The 17,401-nt window shown below is 64.8% G+C and carries 13 protein-coding genes and 1 pseudogene; 4 read left to right on the forward strand and 10 right to left on the reverse strand.

Going from position 1 to position 17,401, the window contains the following annotated elements; translation table 11 throughout:
- Positions 1-166: 166 nt before the first annotated feature.
- Positions 167-1,275 (reverse strand): IS3 family transposase gene (locus tag ACCQ01_RS12770; protein ID WP_322635046.1). Its coding sequence is split into 2 segments (ribosomal slippage): positions 167-1,014 and positions 1,014-1,275, totalling 1,110 coding nucleotides; the frame shifts between segments, so codons are not numbered across the junction.
- 1,047 nt (positions 1,276-2,322) lie between these two features.
- Here ACCQ01_RS12770 and ACCQ01_RS12775 point away from each other — a divergent pair.
- Positions 2,323-3,128, forward strand: a pseudogene (locus ACCQ01_RS12775) (IS5 family transposase).
- A 16-nt stretch (positions 3,129-3,144) separates the two neighbouring features.
- Here the strand turns inward: ACCQ01_RS12775 and ACCQ01_RS12780 are convergent.
- On the reverse strand, positions 3,145-3,633 hold the full coding sequence (locus tag ACCQ01_RS12780; RefSeq protein ID WP_011037408.1) for a pyridoxamine 5'-phosphate oxidase family protein: 489 nt from the start codon (positions 3,631-3,633) through the stop codon (positions 3,145-3,147).
- 455 nt (positions 3,634-4,088) lie between these two features.
- Between ACCQ01_RS12780 and ACCQ01_RS12785 the strand changes: the two genes are divergently transcribed.
- Positions 4,089-5,228 carry a putative acyl-CoA thioester hydrolase gene (locus ACCQ01_RS12785; RefSeq protein ID WP_267132043.1) on the forward strand — a complete coding sequence of 380 codons (1,140 nt, stop codon included), beginning with the start codon at positions 4,089-4,091 and terminating at the stop codon, positions 5,226-5,228.
- A 768-nt stretch (positions 5,229-5,996) separates the two neighbouring features.
- Positions 5,997-7,667 (forward strand): glycoside hydrolase family 28 protein, encoded by a 1,671-nt coding sequence (locus tag ACCQ01_RS12790; protein WP_228432078.1) that lies wholly within the window; start codon positions 5,997-5,999, stop codon positions 7,665-7,667.
- Between the two features lie 62 nt (positions 7,668-7,729).
- On the opposite strand, the gene ACCQ01_RS12795 is transcribed toward ACCQ01_RS12790, so the two are convergent.
- The 6 genes from ACCQ01_RS12795 to efp form a co-directional block, all read right to left on the reverse strand.
- Positions 7,730-8,419, reverse strand: coding sequence for an isoprenoid biosynthesis enzyme family protein (locus ACCQ01_RS12795; RefSeq protein WP_042597658.1), 690 nt, complete (start codon positions 8,417-8,419; stop codon positions 7,730-7,732).
- A gap of 28 nt (positions 8,420-8,447) precedes the next feature.
- Complete coding sequence (locus ACCQ01_RS12800; protein WP_372358800.1) at positions 8,448-9,113, reverse strand: phosphoglycolate phosphatase; 666 nt, start codon at positions 9,111-9,113, stop codon at positions 8,448-8,450.
- A gap of 112 nt (positions 9,114-9,225) precedes the next feature.
- Positions 9,226-9,945: a bifunctional 2-polyprenyl-6-hydroxyphenol methylase/3-demethylubiquinol 3-O-methyltransferase UbiG gene (ubiG, locus tag ACCQ01_RS12805; RefSeq protein WP_228432081.1), complete on the reverse strand. Its 720-nt coding sequence runs from the start codon at positions 9,943-9,945 to the stop codon at positions 9,226-9,228.
- Between the two features lie 28 nt (positions 9,946-9,973).
- Complete coding sequence (locus ACCQ01_RS12810; protein WP_228432082.1) at positions 9,974-11,311, reverse strand: TRZ/ATZ family hydrolase; 1,338 nt, start codon at positions 11,309-11,311, stop codon at positions 9,974-9,976.
- A 17-nt stretch (positions 11,312-11,328) separates the two neighbouring features.
- Positions 11,329-12,174: a PA3715 family protein gene (locus tag ACCQ01_RS12815; RefSeq protein ID WP_228432084.1), complete on the reverse strand. Its 846-nt coding sequence runs from the start codon at positions 12,172-12,174 to the stop codon at positions 11,329-11,331.
- 5 nt (positions 12,175-12,179) lie between these two features.
- Positions 12,180-12,746: an elongation factor P gene (gene efp, locus ACCQ01_RS12820; RefSeq protein ID WP_011037416.1), complete on the reverse strand. Its 567-nt coding sequence runs from the start codon at positions 12,744-12,746 to the stop codon at positions 12,180-12,182.
- A gap of 101 nt (positions 12,747-12,847) precedes the next feature.
- Between efp and epmB the strand changes: the two genes are divergently transcribed.
- Positions 12,848-13,876: an EF-P beta-lysylation protein EpmB gene (gene epmB, locus ACCQ01_RS12825; protein WP_228432086.1), complete on the forward strand. Its 1,029-nt coding sequence runs from the start codon at positions 12,848-12,850 to the stop codon at positions 13,874-13,876.
- 487 nt (positions 13,877-14,363) lie between these two features.
- On the opposite strand, the gene ACCQ01_RS12830 is transcribed toward epmB, so the two are convergent.
- Together ACCQ01_RS12830 and ACCQ01_RS12835 are read right to left on the reverse strand one after the other, a co-directional pair.
- The gene (locus tag ACCQ01_RS12830) at positions 14,364-16,481 is read right to left on the reverse strand and encodes a putative bifunctional diguanylate cyclase/phosphodiesterase (RefSeq protein ID WP_228432087.1); all 2,118 of its coding nucleotides are present in this window, start codon (positions 16,479-16,481) and stop codon (positions 14,364-14,366) included.
- Entirely contained in the window at positions 16,478-17,395 is a 918-nt protein-coding gene (locus tag ACCQ01_RS12835) for a phosphate/phosphite/phosphonate ABC transporter substrate-binding protein (protein ID WP_119959551.1), read from the reverse strand. Before ACCQ01_RS12835 ends, ACCQ01_RS12830 begins: the two co-directional genes overlap by 4 nt.
- Positions 17,396-17,401 lie beyond the last annotated feature (6 nt).

Genomic DNA, 17,401 nt, shown 5'->3' on the forward strand with positions numbered 1-17,401 from the left:
CTGCACCACGAAGGTGAATGAAGAACGATGCCAAGAACCCGGCCACGCTGGACATGGCCACGACGGTCCCCACGCCAGGCAAGCGTTGCTGTTTTAGTTCGCGCCAGAACAGCGCACTACTGCTGGCAAGCCGCCCCCCTCCCTCATAGTGTCGACTCCCCGTAATTCAATGCCAGCCAAAACTAGAGGTCTGCGGTTGATGTTGATCGCGGAACTCGGCGGGCGTTAGCCCGCCCAGGCTGTCGTGCGGGATCTGCTGGTTGTAGTCGGCCAGCCAGTGTTCGGTCTGTTCGCGAACCTCGCTCAGCGTGCGGAAGATGTGCATGTCCAGCACGCCGCGCCGGTAGCTGCCGTTGAAGCGTTCGATGAAACCGTTTTGCATCGGCCGTCCCGGCTCGATGAAATCCAATGCGATACCTTTGCGCTCGGCCCACTCGGCCAAGGCCAACGCGACAAACTCCGGGCCATTGTCCAGGCGAAGTTTGCCGGGGTAGCCGCGCCAGGCTGCGATGCGCTCCAAGGTGCGGATGACGCGGGCGGCCGGAAGATTCAAGTCCACTTCGATCGCCAAGGCTTCCCGACTGAAATCGTCGATGACATTGAACGTGCGGAAGCGTCGACCATCCCACAGCGCATCGGACATGAAGTCGATCGACCATCCTGCATTGGGGCCTGCTCCGCATGTCAGCGGTTGTGGATGACGCGTCGGGACCCGGCGCCTGCTGCGACGACGCTGATTGAGCTTCATCAAGCAATACACGCGCCAGACCCTCTTGTGATTCCACACATGTCCGCGACGGCGGATGATCTGAAAGAGCTTTCCAAAACCACGCTCGGGAAAGCGTTCGGCCAATTCGGACAACAGCGCAATGACCTCCTCATCCCGATCTGGACGACGCCGATAGCGCACTGTCGAGCGCGCCACGCCAACCACCGAACAGGCCCGGCGCTCGCTCCAGCCATGCTGCTCGATGAGCCAGGCAAGAAGCGGGCGCTTATGCGCCGGGTCTACAGCTTTTTTGCGATGACATCCTTGAGTGCATGGTTTTCCATCGCGAGCTCGGCATACATGCGCTTGAGCTTGCTGTGCTCGGTCTCCAGGTCGCGAAGGCGCTGCACGTCAGCTGCCTCCATGCCACCGTACTTGGACTTCCAGACGTAGTACGTCGCGTCGGAAATGCCCAGCTCACGGCACACATCTTTGACCTGGCGGCCGCCGTCCACCTGCTTCAGCGTGGCGACAATCTGGCTCTCGGTGAACTTGCTCTTGCGCATCGTTGGTCTCCTTGGTGGCTAGTGTGCCCGGAGACCTCTAACTATGGATGGATCAATTTTACGGGGAGTCGACAAAGTACCTTGATCCGGCGCTGTATGCCGATCTTGAGCACCGTTGCACTAGCGCGCTGATCAAAGCAGCCACTCCCAGCACGCTGCTCTTCGTCATCGCCTTCCTGCATGAGGTCACCTGGCGCAGGCACCGAGGGACACGGGCGGCAAAGGAATTAGCTGACAACGCGGTTACCGCATTCCGCCTCAATGCACGAACGCGCCTTCGAAGACGGCCAGCGACTTGGCGAACAGCTTCAACCTTACTTGCAAGACGCCGTGGCCAATGTCTCGGTATGGGGTGTCCGATCCGCGCCTTCAAAGCTCCCTCGGGCACTGGGAGACCTTTGGGCACTGCCTTTCCTGGTGAAGAAGAACCAGGGAATGCTCGATGCCTGCGCTTGCCTACATGCGGCCGGTGAAGCATGGTACGAGCGCATAGACCATCCTTTGCCTGAGCGATACCGAGATGGCGCCCTTGGAGTAACAGTCGAGGGCTTGACCTCGTATACACCCGCCCAGACGAGCATTAAAGCGGCACTTCTTGCGCTACGACTGGGGTTGCTCAGAACGCATGGCGATATCTCGCTTGAATACGATCAGTCGCTGTTGATCACGGCACGTACTAACCCTGGCGCCCATGCAAAGTCGTCTAGCAGCTCTCGCGCTAGTGGTAGCACCCATTCATCTCGTTTATCCTCGCGTGCAAAATCGGCATAGAGATCGCCGCACGCTGGCGTGCACCGTATTCGCGCTTCAGATTCTTAGCTTCATGTTCCGCACGTATTTTAGCAAGTACAGGCTCTTGCAATGTGTCATAACTTTCTATGCAGTGAGCCGAAACCAACTGCCATCTCGCTTCATCGTTAAGGTGTAAAGCTTCACATACCTCGGAAAAATCGACGTCTTTTATATCTTGCCAGAGTATCGCAGGTATATCTTCACTTGTCCTAGAGCGTGTTATGAACTTTGCCCTTGTCACGATAACGTATACGGATGAAGCCTCGTAAGCCATATCCAACCGATATCTCCGACGAAGAATGGGCCTTCGCTGCGCCATATCTCACACTGATGGATGCGCAAGCACCGCAGCGCAAATACGCGCTACGCGCGATGTTTAACGCACTGCGCTGGATCGCACGCGCCGGCGCACCGTGGCGATTGCTTCCCAACGATTTCCCGCCTTGGGAAGCGGTGTATCAGCAAACGCAGCGCTGGCTGCAGGCTGGCTGCTTTGAGGCCATGGTCAGCGATCTGCGCTCACTCTTGCGTGTGGCACAGGGGAAGAAAGGCCAGCCGAGCGCGGTGATTTTTGATGGCCGGACGCTGCAGTCCACCTGTGAAAGCGGGCCGCGTGCTGGATACGATGGCTATAAGCGCAAGAAAGGCAGCAAGGTGCATATGGCCGTCGATACGCTGGGACATCTGCTTGCCGTCCAGGTCACGCCGGCCAACGAGCAGGAACGCGCACAGGTCCGTTCGTTGGCCCAGGAGGTACAACACGTGACCGGTGAAACGGTCAAGATCGCTTTTGTGGATCAGGGCTATACCGGCCAAGAACCGGCGCAAGCGGCTAAGGAAGAGGGCATTGAGTTGCACGTCATCAAGCTGCAAGAAGCGAAGAAAGGTTTGTCTTGCTGCCGCGCCGCTGGGTTGTCGAGTGCAGCTTCGGCTGGGTCAATCGCTTCAGACGACTGGCGCGCGACTATGAGCGATTGCCGGAAACGTTGGCCGGTTTGCACTTTGTCGTCTTCACGATCCTGATGCTTGGAAATGCAGCCGCTCTATTTCAAAGTTCATAACACGCTCTAGGGCACCTCAGCGCAGCGGGACGTCCGCCACCTTGTCCTGGTAGTCCTTCTTCGGGTCCACGCCGAGCAGCACCTTGATGCCGGCCAGCAGGCTGGAGCCGTTGAGCCAGATTTGCGCGTGATCGGCGTCCAGGCGCAGCAGCGCCAGCTTGGGATCGTCCTTGCCGCCTTCGTACCAGGCTGCAACGTACGGGTTCCACAGGCGATCAACCACGGCAGGGTCGGTGTCTTCGCGCAGCGAACCACTGATGCTGGCGAACAGGTCATGCCCCTTGCTGCTGAACGCGCCGATCACGCGGCGGCCCTGGCCCAGCATCGCGATCAAGGCATTGTCCTTGGAGGTAAAGAACCAGATCGGGCCACCGCTGTCGCCTTCGATCTGCGCGGTCATCGGGCGCGCATGGCCGTCTTCGACGCCATCCAGGCCGAGCATCACGGTGCGATCGGACTTGAGGGCTTTCCAGAATTTGTCTTGCAGTTCTTTGGGATCTGCCATCTTCGATTCCTGACTAGGCGCATGTCTCTGCGGGTGCGTCAGTCTGGAAGCCGGCATGCCCACGGCATGTGACGACGTGCGCCGTTGCATGCCGGCTGGGCCTGCATGGTCGTGAGGCACTGCCGTTGTGCAAACGCATATTTGCGTTGCCCAGCAGTGCGATGTTGCGACGCGCGCACAGTGCAAAGCGTGACCCCGGCGAAGCTCTTGCACATTGCCGCTGCTGCGCGCCGCCGCCAAGCGGCCGCGGCAGTAGCATCGCCGCACCGCGCATGCGGTGCCAGCACGTTTGCTTCGCAAGCCAGCGGTGTGCCTCGCCTGCGTCTGCGTTGCCAGCACGCGGCACACCGTTGGTGTTTGGTGTTTGGTGTTTGCCATCCGGCAAGCGCATCCTCTCTGGAGAGCGTCATCCCATGTCTGCATCGCATATCCGCACCACCTGCCTCGCCACCGCGCTGCTGAGCCTGATCAGCCTTGATGCTGCTGCCCTCACCGGCACCGCCAGCCGCCCGCAGCTCACCAGTAGCGAAGCAAGCACGTATACGATCAGCAAGGCGCTCGCCAAGGCCGGCCCGATCACCGCGTTGGTGACCGACAACTGGAACCCCACCGCCGGCGTGGCGCTGCTGACCGCCGACTTTGCGGTGGCCGCCGATGGCTCCACCCGTTATCGCACGGTGCAATCGGCAATCGACGCGGCTGTGGCCGCCGGTGGCAGTACACGCCGCTATATCAGCGTCAAGGCCGGCACCTACACCGAGCTGGTGTGCGTGCCGAGCGGCGCACCGCCACTGACCCTGTTCGGGCTTGGCAGCGCCACGACCGATACCGTCATCCGCTACAACAATGCCAACCCCACGCCCAAGCCAACCGGCACCGCAAGTCACCCTTGCGCCAGCAATGCGTCAGCTGCCACGGTGGGCACTTCCAATAGCGCGACGGTTACCGTGCGTGCCAGCGGCTTCCAGGCGCGGCATCTGCGCTTTCACAACAACTATGTCGAAGGCACTTACGCCGACAACAATCAATCGGCAGTGGCACTGGCCGTGCGCGGCGACCAGGCCAGCTTCGAGGACGTGCTGGTCACCGGCAACCAGGACACCTTGCTGATCAGCGCGACCAACGCCGCCAACGTGATCCGCGCCTATTTCAAGAGCAGCACGATCGAAGGCGATGTCGATTTCATCTTCGGATCCGGCATCGGCGTATTCGACAACGCAATCATTCGCTCGGCCGGCGCGCGCCTGGGCAGCAACCGTGGTGGCTACATCTTCGCGCCAAGCACGCGCCCGGGCAGCGGCTACGGCTTTCTGGCGATCAACAGCCGCTTCGTGGCGGGCTCCGGCTCGCCGGACAATCAAACCTACCTCGGGCGCGCATGGGACGAAGGCGTTAGCGGCCTGTCCGCGTACGTCAACGGCACCTCGCCCAATGGCCAGGTGACCATCCGTGATTCCACGCTGGGCAGCCACATCCGCAAGACCGCGCCATGGAATGCCTCCACCGCCAGCCGCCCGTTCTGCAGCAGCAACTGCACCAATTCGGCCAACCGCTTTTTCGAATACGGCAACAGCGGTGCTGGCAGCGCCAACTGATCCAGACCGCAGCGTGCGGTAGCAGCGTCGGCCGCCGGCACGCGTGTTTGCGCGTGCCGGCGGTGTCGCCAGCGCAGTGGATCTGCTTCGCTAACAGGTGATCTGCCTCGCTGTGATTACGCGGCGAGTGCAACGGATATCGAAGCGGGTACTGAACTCACATAACGGCGCCGGGCTACTGTTATGTGGAGAACCGCTGCAATGAGTACGGCTTGTTGCCTTAGCGCCAGCCGTTGATGCCGCGCCAGGATGACAGCCAAATGGCGGCAGCGTGACCGCAACGCGCCATGCGCTTTTGCGTTTAGCGCTTCGCAGACATCGAGCGACGCCGTGCACCTCCATGCATGCGGTGAGATAGATCTCGCAGCGCTCTCCGCGGTAAGCCATCCGTAGCGCAGGACTTGCAGCGCCGCGCCCGGCAACTGCGCGCACGTCTAAACATCAGCTCGGCACGCAGGCTGCCGCCTCCACGCCAACACCTCATCAGACCTCGCACTCGCTTCGGCTTGGCGGCGCCGACTTCGCCTGCCGGTTTTCGAGCGCCAGACAAACGCGCGATGGTGGCGTGCCATCCGACCAGTCACGCACACGACCAATCATGCGACTCGCATCCGCGCTGCACTGCATCTCTCGCATGAGGTGAGCGGCGCACCGCGCAAATCCAGCGTTGCGTGCCATCGCAGCGACCTGCGCTTATTCCTTGCAGCACGCATCGCATCCCTTTTTGTCATCTCCCGCTCCCACTTCCCTCCCCGCCTGGAACCGCCGATGCAACCGCACTCTCGCCTTCCCGCGCTCGCGCCACTCTCGCTCACACTCCTCGGCCTTGCCACGTTTCAGGCGAGTGCAGCACGCCCGCATGGGCTTGACGTTGCCGATACCGCGCACAGCATCTCCACCAGTTGGGGTGTCGTGCAGCAGCCCGCGCTCCCCAGCCAGGTCTGCACAACGCTCAAGGCTGCGCTGGTGCCGGTTGCCGGCTCGCTGGATGCGCTCGACCAGGATCCCACCCAATCCAAACGCGACACCGCACGCCTGCAGGCGGCCATCGACGATTGCCCTGCCGGCAGCGCGGTGCGTCTGGTGGTCGGCGATGGCGGAGAATCCGGCCTGTTGAGCGGCCCTCTCACCATCAAGAGCGGCGTGACGTTGTGGATCGATCGCGGCGTGACCTTGTTCGGCTCGCGCAATCCGCAGGATTACGACAACGGTCTGGGCACCTGCGGCACCGCCACCACCGACAAGGCCAAGTCCTGCAACCCGTTGATCCATGCCGCCGACACTGCCAAGAGCGCCATCGTCGGCGCCGGCAAGATCGACGGCCGCGGCGGCAGCACGCTCACAGCAGGACCGAATGCCGGCAAGGCCAGCTGGTGGGATCTGGCCTATCTCAACGTCACCAAGGGCCTGAGCCAGCACGTGCCACGGCTGCTGCAAATCGATGACAGCACCGACTTCACGCTGTACGACATCACCCTGGAAAACTCGCCAAATTTCCACGTCACCACCGACAACGTGGTGGGCCTGACCGCCTGGGGCATCAAGATCCTGGCACCTAGCCTGGTGTATTCGCGCCCCGGCTACCACTGCCCTGCCGGCAGCACCCCGGACGTGAATCCGCACGCCAGCTGCTTCACCCCGGAAACCGCCAAGAACACCGACGGTTTCGACCCTGGCCAGTCCAAGAACGTGTTGTTGGCGTACTCGTATATCGGTACTGGCGATGACGGCGTGGCGATCAAGGCGCATGCCAAAAACAAGCGCAGCATCGCCTCGGAAAACATGCTGTTCGCCTACAACCAGTTCTACTACACACACGGTTTCTCGCTCGGCAGCGAAACCGATTCGGGGATGCGCCATATCGCCGTACGCGGCCTGAGCATCGACGGCTTCAACGCCAACGACGTGCAGCGCGATCCCTATTCGGCCAATGGCCTGCGTATCAAGTCCGATGCCTCACGCGGCGGCCAGGTCTACGACATCAGTTTCGAGAACATCTGCATGCGCGGGGTTGCGCGGCCGCTGGTATTCGACGCCAACTACGCCAACCCGGCCACACGCGATCAGTTGCCGCGGTTCAGCGGCATCGCACTGACCAATGTGCACTCCCTGGGTTCCAAGGCATTCGGTGGCGGCGAATTGAGCTTCTACGGCTATCGCGATGCGACCACCACCCTGCCCATCACCATGTCGCTGGACAATGTGGTGCTCGATGGTGGCCCGGTCGCCTTTGCGCAGCCGCATTTTGGTGGCCCAGCCAGCAACCCGGGCGCGGTGCACTTCACCTTCAAAGGCGGGCCGGTGAGCTTCTTTGATCAGCTCACCGAGTCGGCGGCCAACGATGTGCAGTTGCAGGGCCGGCCCGGGCCGGGCGCGCCGTTGCAATGTGACGATGCCTTCATTGCGTACCACAGCGTGCTGCCTGACTCACCGATCTAAGCGCCGCAGTGTTCGCATGGCTATGGCGCTGCTGCGGCCGGCCTGGCCGCAGCAGCGGTCATTCACTCAGCGCCGCTGGCTGCGCGCCAGCTGTGCCAGAGCTGCTGCATCGGTGGCGCATAGGCCGTGCGGCCGGCCAACTCGCGCTGCAGGCGCAGCCGCGCCAGACGCGACCAGACCCGATGTGGCCTGGCCAGCGCCGCCTTACGTGGCCACGCGCGCAACAGCTGCGCGCGCCAGGCCGGCGCACCGACGCCCCCCGGCGCGGCACTGTCACCAGCCACACGCTGGCGCGCATCCAGCCATTGCACCACCACGGCCGTGGCATCGCTGCTGCGTGTGCGTGCGAAGACCACCGCTTCCACCGCCACCACCGCTTCGGCAAACGCCTGCAGCCGCGCCATGGCCTGCGCCAGGTCGTCCGGCTGCGCGCGTGCGGCCTGCATGGCCGGCAAGGTGTCGGCCAACTGCGCCCAGGGTGCGCGCACCGGTTCAAGCACGCGCCCCAATGGATGACGCGAGCGCTGGTTCGACCAGTCGTTCAATTCCTGCTGCCACCAGGCCAGCTTGGCGTCTGCCGGCAACGGGTCGCCGGGGATATTCATGATGTCCTCCCATTCCTGCAGCAATGCGAACCAGGCCGCGGCCAGGCGACGCTGCGGTTCGGGAATGAAGGGCTCGGCCACCGACCATTCCGGCCAGCGGCTGCGCCACTTGTCGAGAAAACTGTCCAGGGCGCTGGATTGGCTCATGGCGGGTCCAGAAAAGCGAAAGAAAAGATCAGGGCTGCGGCCAGGCGGCCGGCTCCCACAACTGCGGCGGCTGTTCCACCAGCACGTCGGCCTGCCAGCTCAGCGGGTCGTCATCGCCCAGCCGGTAACCCCATAACGCAGCCACCGACGGCATGCCGGCCGCACGTGCGGCCAGGATGTCGCGCTCGTCGTCACCCACATAGACGCACTGCGTGGCGGCGACGCCGATGCGCTCGGCCGCCACCAGCAACGGCAGCGGATGCGGCTTGCGCTCGGCCAGCGTATCGCCGCCGATCAGCACCGCGCAGCGCTGCTGCCAGCCCAGTTGCGGCAGGATCAGCTGCGCAAGGTATTCGGGCTTGTTGGTGACAATGCCCCAAACACAGCCGGCCTGCTCCAGGCGCTGCAGCATGACCTCGACACCGTCGAATAGCTGTGCCTGCGTGCCGAGCAGCGCTTCATAGCGCTTGAGAAACTCCGGCACCAGCACCTCGCGCGCGGCCGCATCCAGATGCGCGAAGGCCACAGCGAGCATGGCGCGCGATCCTTTCGACACCACCGGCCGCAGCTGCGCCAGCGTGATGCAAGGCAGCCCACGCTCGCTCAGCATCGCGTTGACGGTGGCCAACATGTCCGGCGCACTGTCGAGCAAGGTGCCATCCAGGTCGAACAACACCGCACGCGGAAACCTCACAGACGCACCGCCATCCCAGCGCGATCGACAATCAGGCAGGAACCGGTCGACATCAAGACCGCAACCAACCGCCGTTGCGATTCCCGACTCCCGATTCCCCATTCCCTGCTCGTCACGGCTTCACCGCACACGCCAGATAGTTCACTTCGGTGCGCGAGGACAACCGCGCGCGGTTGCGCCACGGCTCGTACAGCATGCCGCTGACGTCTTGCAGCTGCAGCTCGGCAGTGCGCAGCCAGGCGGCCAGTTCGGACGGCTTGATGAAATCCTTGTAGTGGTGCGTGCCCTTGGGCAGCAGCCGCGCGATGTATTCGGCGCCCACTACCGCCAGCGCAAACGCTGCCGGGGTGCGATTGAGCGTGGACAGGAACAGCGTGCCGCCCGGCTTGAGCAGGCTTGCGCAGGCACGGATGATCGCCAGCGGGTCTGGTACGTGCTCCAGCATTTCCATGCAGGTCACCGCATCAAAGCTGCCCGGCTGCTCGGCGGCCAGGTCTTCCACCGACTGCACGCGGTAGTCCACCTGCACGCCCGATTCCAGGCTGTGCAGCCGCGCCACTTTCACCAGCTCCGGCGCCAGATCGATCGCGGTGACTTGCGCACCCAGGCGCGCCATCGCTTCACTGAGCAGGCCGCCACCGCAGCCAACGTCGAGCACGCGTGCGCTCGGCAGCGCGACACGCGCCGCCACGTAGTCCAGCCGCACCGGATTGAGCGCATGCAGCGGCTTCTGCGGGCCGTCGGCATCCCACCAGCGGTTGGCCAGTGCGGCGAACTTGTCCAGCTCGGTCTGGTGGAAATTGGACGATATGGACTGCGGATTCGGATTCATGTGGCTCTCCGTGATGCGATGGCCGCGCTCAGGCGCGGACGGTGCGGATACGGTCGCGCCACTGGAGCGCGTTGGCGACCAGGGCAGCGGTATCCATGTCGATGAGCTCGCGTTGCACCAGCTTGGGCTTGCCGGCGATCCACACATCGGTCACCTGGTGGCGGCCGGCGGCGTAGATCAGCTGCGACAACACGTGATGCAGCGGCTGGGTTTCCAGCGCAGACAGATCCACGCAGACCAGGTCGGCCTGCTTGCCCACCTCGATCGAGCCGATGCGGTCGCCAAAACCGAGTGCGCGTGCGCCACCCAGCGTGGCGGCGCGCAAGGTGGTGGCCGCATCCAGCGCGGTGGCATCGTTGGCCACCGCCTTGGCCAGGATCGCCGCGGTGCGGTTCTCGCTGAACATGTCCAGGTCGTTGTTGCTGGCGCAGCCGTCGGTGCCGATCGCCAGGTTCACGCCGGCACGTTGCAGCGCGCACGCCGGGCAAAAGCCCGAGGCCAGCTTGAGATTGGATTCGGGGCAATGCACCACGCTGACACCGCGCTCGGCGCACAGGTGGATTTCGGCCTCGGTGAGCTGGGTCATGTGCACCGCAATCAGGCGGTCGTTGACCAGGCCCAGACGATCCAGCCGTGCCAGCGGGCGCTGGCCGTACTGCGCCACCGAATCGGCCACTTCCTGCGCGGTTTCGTGCGTGTGCAAGTGCACCGGCATGTCCAGCTGGTCGGCCAGCATGCGTACGCGCTCGAAGTTGGCATCGTTCACCGTGTACGGCGCATGCGGTGCAAACGCGGTGCTGATCAGCGGATCGTCGCGCCACTGGTCGTGCAGCTCGCCGGCACGTGCGAAGTATTCGTCGTCCGACGAGGCCCAGGCGGTGGGAAAATCGATGATCACCGCGCCCACCAGCGCACGGAAGCCATGCTGCTTGTAGACGGCCGCCTGCACGTCGGCAAAGAAGTAGTTCTCGTTGACGCAGGTGGTGCCGCCGCGCAGCATCTCGGCGATCGCCAGGGTGGTGCCATCGGCGACGAATTCCGGGCCGATCACTGCCGCTTCCACCGGCCAGATGTGCTGCTGCAGCCACACCATCAGCGGCAGATCGTCGGCCACGCCGCGCAGCAGCGTCATCGGGTTGTGCGTGTGCGCGTTGACCAGGCCAGGCATCAGCGCCGCGTCGGGGCGCGACACGGTGCGTGCCGGGGCAAAACGCGCGCGTGCGTCGGCCGTTGGCAGCACGGCAACGATGACACCGTTGCTGACCGCCACCGCGTGGTCTTCAAGCACCACCGCGTGCGGTTCGATCGGCACCACATAGCCGGCCTCGATCAGCAGGTCGCAGGGTTCGGGCGGGGCGTTGGTCATGAGCGGATCCATTGAAGTTAGTTGCCGAACGGCCAGGAGTCGGTGGAGCGTGACACAGGCACATAGCGCATGCCGTCGTAACGCAACACTTGGCGTTGGCGGCGCGTGCGTTCGGTGTCTTGTGCGCCCTCAACCGTGGTGGAGGTCACCACGGTTGCGGTCAGCGCGATGTCGGCGTAGCCGGCGTGGACCGGCGTGTCCATCGACAGCGTCAAAGTGCCGCGCTCGGTCACCACGCCTGCCTTCCCCCAGTTGCATAACTCGCCTTGCACCTGTCGCCAGACAGTCAGGTTCTGCTGCAGCACCGGGCGTAGCCGGCGCCCTTCGCGGACCAGCAAGGTCAATGCGTCGTCGCTGTCGAAATCCGGGCAACTGGCGCCACGCGCGACGCTGTGCACCACGACACCAAACGCGCGCACGCCTTTGGCCAGGTCATAGCGCGCGGTGTCCAGGCGCAGACTGTCTCCCGCAAGTTCCAGGCTGGCATCCTCGCCCATTGCCTGGGCATACAACGCCACTACCTCGCCACTACCGGCATCGAGCATTGCAACACGCAACTCCAGGTCGCGTTCGCCAGCGGGAGTGGTGGCATCGCCAGCAAACGCGATTGCCGCCAAGCGGATAGCTGGATCGTACGGCCAGGGTTTGCAGGTCTGCGCCACGGCACGTTCCGCCGGCACCGCCGCTGCAGCGCCACCCACCACGCCGGAGGCCGCAACCGCGGCCATCGCCGCCACGCTCTGCGCGTCGCAGGCGGTGGCTCCCGTTTGTGCAAACACCGGGCACGCCGCAAGCGTGCCACTCAGCACCATCAGGACACTGGCACTGCGTACTGCTCGGCCGGACCGGCGTCCCAAGTGCATCGGGATTACTTGACGCGCGCCGAGTACTCGCCCGAGCGGGTGTCGACCTTGATCACTTCGTCCTGGTTGACGAACAGCGGCACACGCACCACCGCGCCGGTTTCCAGGGTGGCCGGCTTGCCGCCGCCGCCAGAGGTATCGCCACGCACGCCCGGGTCGGTCTCGGTGATCTTCAGCTCGACGAAGTTCGGCGGCTGCACCCAGATCGGGGCGCCGTTCCACAAGGTCACGATGCAGTCTTCTTCGCCCTTGAGCCACTTCTCCGCGCCGCCCATGCCGGCCTTGTCGGCCTGCACCTGCTCGAAGGATTCCGGGTCCATGAAGTGCCAGTACTCGCCGTCGGTGTACAGGTAACGCATGTCGGTATCGACCACGTCGGCCACTTCCACGTCATCGGTCGCCTTCATGGTCATTTCCACCACGCGGCCGGACTTGATGAAGCGGTACTTCATGCGGGTAAAGGCCTGGCCCTTGCCCGGCTTGACGTATTCGGTCTCGGTGATGACCGCCGGTTCGTTGTTGACCAGGATCTTCATGCCGTTCTTGACGTCGTTCATGCCAACAGTGGCCATGGTGCAGCTCCTCGATAAGGCGACGGCCCGCCACTTCCTGGCCGGCCGGATTAGAATGGGGCGCCCGCCGCAACCGGCGGGCATTGCTTTTGTGACCGCACATGATAACCGCAGCCCCACTCGCCTTACAGCCATCTACACCGCCCGCCCTGCAGCGCCCGCGCTGGCAACAGCTGTGGCGGCAGGCCGTGCGCGACCCGCGTGAGCTGCTGACGCTGCTGGGGCTGGACGCGCACGCGGCCGGCATCAGTGAGGACGCCGCGGCCCAGTTCGCCGTGCGCGTGCCGCGCAGCTTCGTGGCGCGCATGCGCCCGGGAGACCTGAACGACCCGCTGTTGCGCCAGGTGCTGCCGCTGGATGCGGAGATGCGCGTGGTGCCCGGCTTCGCACTCGACGCGGTGGGCGATGGTGCCGCCCGCACCACCACCGGGGTGATCCAGAAATACCGCGGCCGAGCGCTGCTGATCGCCACCGGCAGCTGCGCGGTGCATTGCCGGTACTGCTTCCGCCGCCATTTCCCCTACGCCGAGGAAACCGCCGCCCGCGATGGCTGGCGCGAGGCCGTGGCGGCCATCGCCGCCGATCCGGACATCGACGAGGTACTGCTCTCCGGCGGTGACCCGTTGTCGCTGGCCACGCCCAAGCTGGCCGAGCTCACCGACGCCCTGGCCGCCATCCCGCATCTCAAGCGCCTGCGCATCCACAGCCGGCTGCCGGTGGTGTTGCCCGAACGCGTGGATGCGCCGCTGCTGGCGTGGCTGCGCAGCCTGCCGTGGCCGGTGGCCTTCGTGATCCACGCCAACCACGCCAATGAATTCGATGCCGAAGTCGACGCCGCACTGCACGCGCTGCGTGGTGCCGGCGCGCAGCTGCTCAACCAGGCGGTGCTGCTGCGCGGCGTCAACGACAGCGTGGACGCACTGGCGGCGCTGAGCGAGCGCAGCTTCGCCGCCGGCGTGCTGCCGTACTATCTGCATCAGCTGGACCGCGTGGCCGGCGTGGCGCATTTCGAAGTCGAGGACGCACGCGCCCGTGCGCTGCATGCCGAGCTGGCAACGCGCCTGTCCGGCTATCTGGTACCGCGTCTGGTGCGCGAGATTCCCGGCGATACGGGAAAGCGGCCACTGTAAATACCTCGGTGGCGCATGGGATTGGCAGGTGAGCGCAGCTTGCCGCTCGCCTGCGGGGAAACAAACCACCCCCACATCCCGTAGGAGCGCACCCGGGCGCGACCGAGCACCCTCCGTCCCGTAGGAGCGCGCTTGGGCGCGACGGGCGTTACCGGGAAAGCCCCATCGTGCACAGGTGCGCTCCTACGTAGCTAGCCGCGCTGCTCTGCAATCGATTAGGTAACGCCGACAAGATGCGGCTGCAATCCCATCGGTTGAGCGCACTCGCTCGCCTGCAGAGAAATGGACCAAACCGCCATCTCGTAGGAGCGCACACGGGCGCGACCGGGCACCCCACATCCCGTAGGAGCGCGCTTGGGCGCGACGGGCGTTGCCGGGACAGCCCCATCGCGCACAGGTGCGCTCCTACGTAGCTAGCCGCACTGCCCCGCAATCGGTTAGGCGACACCAAGCACAGGCGCTGTCATCAAGCCGGTTGAGGCACTCGTCAGCCCGCCGCGATCAGCTTGACCATGTCGGTCGGGCTCAGCGGGCGGCTGAACCAGTAGCCCTGGCCCAGGTCGCAGCCGCGGTCGCGCAACAGGTTGAACTGCGCTTCCTGCTCGATGCCCTCGGCCACCACGGTGATCCCCAACGAATGCGCCATGCCGATGATGGCCGTGGTCAGGGCCAGGTCGTCGGGGTCGCGCTGCAGGTCGGCGATGAAGCTCTTGTCGATCTTCACGCCATCCACCGGCACCTGGCGCAGATGACTCAGGCCGGAGAAGCCGGTGCCGAAATCGTCCAACCACACCTTTACCCCTGTGCGGTGCAATTGATCGAGCAGGCTCGCAGCCATCATCTCGTCGCCGATCACCGCGGTCTCGGTGAGCTCCAGATGCAGGCGCGCAGCCGGCAGGCCGGATTCGGCCAGGCACTCGGCCACGGTGTCGATCAGGTCGCCACTGCGCAGCTGCCGCGGCGAGACGTTGACCGAAATAAACAAGCCCTCGCCCACCACCGGCCATTTGGCCGCTTCCAGGCAGGCCGCACGCAGCACCTTGGGGCCGATCACTTCGATCAACCCACTCTGCTCGGCGATATCGATGAAGGTGGACGGCGGAATCGTGCCGAGCGCCGGGTGCTGCCAGCGCAGCAACACTTCCACACCCACCAGCACGCGGTCGCTGGTGCGGTAGATCGGCTGATAGACCAGCCGCAACTCATCACGCTCCCAGGCACCACGCAACTCGTGCTCCATGTGCACGCGGCGCTCCACCGCATGGTCGGCTGCGCGGCTGTAGAACCGGTGGCAATTCTTGCCAGCCACCTTGGCCTGGTACATCGCGATGTCGCCGTTCTTCAGCAGCGCCGTGGCGTCGTTGGCATCGTCCGGGAACAAGGTGATGCCGATCGACGTGCCCAAAAACACCTCGCGCCCCTGCACGTTCAACGGGCGGCTCAACTCATGCACCAGGCGGTCGGCCAGCTGCGCGGCGAGCAAGGTCACATCGCCGCTCTGCAGCAGGATCACGAACTCGTCGCCGCCGAACCGCGCCAGGATCGCGTCATCGCCGCCCAGTGCCGCCACCGCACGGCTGATGCGACTGGAGAACTGCAGCAGCGCTTCGTCGCCGGCCTCGTGGCCCAGGGTGTCGTTGACCCGTTTGAAGTCGTCGATGTCGGCGAACAACAGCGCCAGCTTGCTGTCGGTACTGCGTGCGGTGTGCAGCAGATGGTCCAGGCCTTCGCGGAAGCCCAGGCGGTTGGTCAACCCGGTCAGCGCGTCGGTGTAGGCCATGTGGCGCACCTCGCGATCGTGCCGGGCAATGCTTTCGCTCATGCGGCCGAACGCGGAAATCAGCTCGCCGATTTCGTCATTGCGCGGATGCGGCGGCAGCTGCACCAAGTAGTCGCCACGTTCGATCTGCCGCGCCGCCGCCGCCAGCAGGCGCACCGGTGCCACCAGCGTGCGTTGCACATAGATGGCCAGCAGGATGCCTAGCGCCACCAGCGCGGCCAGCAACACCAGCAGCCAGCCCAGATCGCGCTTGCCGATCGCATTGAGATTCTGCACCAGGGTGAGGTTGGCGCTGGATTCGATCTTGCGCACGCGCTCGCGCGACATGCCCACCCGCACGCCACCGATGCGCTGGTCGCCGACCTTGATCGGCACGGTCACATCCAGCACTTCCGGCGAAGACTGCAACAGCAGGGCCGGCGCCACGATCGCCTTGGCAGCGAGCGGGTCCTGCATGGGCTGGCCATAGCCCTGCAGCGTGGCGCTGCCGTCGTGCACCAGGCGGCCGCGGCGGTCGAACACCAGCACGTAGCTCACCACCTGCTGGCGCGAGGCGTTGCGCACCAGCGCGCCCACCGCCGCCAGATCCGAGTAGTACAGCGGGTTGGCCAGACCCGAGGCCAGCTCGGTGGCCAGGGTCTCGCCGCGCGTGCGCAGGCTGCGGTCGAACAACTCATGCAGGATCTGCGCACTCAGGCTGCGCACCTCGCGCTGCATCGAACTTTGCCGCTGCAACAGCGAAGCCAGGATGGCGCCGACCAGCAACAGCGTCAGCGCCATCACCAGCAGGAACCGGGCCTGCAATCCAAAGCGCACCTGCGTCATTCCACCTGCGTCCTGACCTGTTGCAGCCCGTTGCGCAACGCCTCCAGGCGCGCGCGGCTGGGCGCGTCCACGGGATGGAACGCCGTGGTGCCGAAAAAGCGCTTTAACGCCGGGCCGGCCTGCGGGTCGGCGGCGGCCTGCAACAGCACCGCGCGCAGGCGCCGCTCCACCGCCGGATCGATGCCGGTACGCACCATCTCCACCGCGCGCGGCACCGGCGCACTGCGGTGCACGATGCGGAACTCGCGCTTGAACGTGGGCGGCAGGTGGCGCTCGTCGTCCCAATCCAGGTTGCTGAAGGCGCCGGCGTCGATCAGCCGTTTGTGCACGAAGGCGGCGATGTTCAACTTCGAGCCGACCAACAGGTAGCCCACCGAACCGAGTACCTGGGTATCGTCGGGCGACAGCAGCACATCGCAGGCCAGGCCATTGCGTACCAGCTCCAGTATCGGCACCAGGTAGCCACTGGTGGACGAGGCGTTCTGCAGCGCCAGGGTATGGCCACGCAACTGCGCCAGCGAACGGATCGGGCTGTCGCGCCGCACGAAGAACACGGTGTGGAAGTCGCGCACCCCGCTACGTTCGGTCATCAACAATGGATGTGCGCTGCCGCGCTGCTCCAGCAGCATCGCCGCACCGGCGGTTTCGCTGACCCAGTCCACCCGGCCACGGCGCAGGTAACTGGCCATCTGGCGCGCATCCGGCGCCATCAGGATCTCGCCACTGCGGATGCCAACCTCGCGCATGCGCGGCACCACGTAGTCCAGCAGCGGCTTGAGTTGATCGTAATGGGTGGCCGGATCATCGCTGATACGCCCCAGAACCAGGACCGAAGAAGGCGCTGCCGCAGCCGTCGCGGCGAAACTTGCGCAGGCCAGCAGCCACGCAATCAGACAGCATCGTAGACCGCGCAAACCAGC

Origin of the sequence: Xanthomonas sp. NCPPB 4037, assembly GCF_041475695.2 — a bacterium.
Classification (GTDB): Bacteria; Pseudomonadota; Gammaproteobacteria; order Xanthomonadales; family Xanthomonadaceae; genus Xanthomonas; species Xanthomonas campestris.

Bases quoted from the DNA above. Each gene is read 5' to 3' on its own strand.
- ACCQ01_RS12780 (WP_011037408.1), bottom strand. From the start codon at position 3,633: ATGGCAGATCCCAAAGAACTGCAAGACAAATTCTGGAAAGCCCTCAAG.
- ACCQ01_RS12790 (WP_228432078.1), top strand. From the start codon at position 5,997: ATGCAACCGCACTCTCGCCTTCCCGCGCTCGCGCCACTCTCGCTCACA.
- ACCQ01_RS12795 (WP_042597658.1), bottom strand. From the start codon at position 8,419: ATGAGCCAATCCAGCGCCCTGGACAGTTTTCTCGACAAGTGGCGCAGC.
- ubiG (WP_228432081.1), bottom strand. From the start codon at position 9,945: ATGAATCCGAATCCGCAGTCCATATCGTCCAATTTCCACCAGACCGAG.
- ACCQ01_RS12810 (WP_228432082.1), bottom strand. From the start codon at position 11,311: ATGACCAACGCCCCGCCCGAACCCTGCGACCTGCTGATCGAGGCCGGC.
- ACCQ01_RS12815 (WP_228432084.1), bottom strand. From the start codon at position 12,174: ATGCACTTGGGACGCCGGTCCGGCCGAGCAGTACGCAGTGCCAGTGTC.
- efp (WP_011037416.1), bottom strand. From the start codon at position 12,746: ATGGCCACTGTTGGCATGAACGACGTCAAGAACGGCATGAAGATCCTG.
- epmB (WP_228432086.1), top strand. From the start codon at position 12,848: ATGATAACCGCAGCCCCACTCGCCTTACAGCCATCTACACCGCCCGCC.
- ACCQ01_RS12830 (WP_228432087.1), bottom strand. From the start codon at position 16,481: ATGACGCAGGTGCGCTTTGGATTGCAGGCCCGGTTCCTGCTGGTGATG.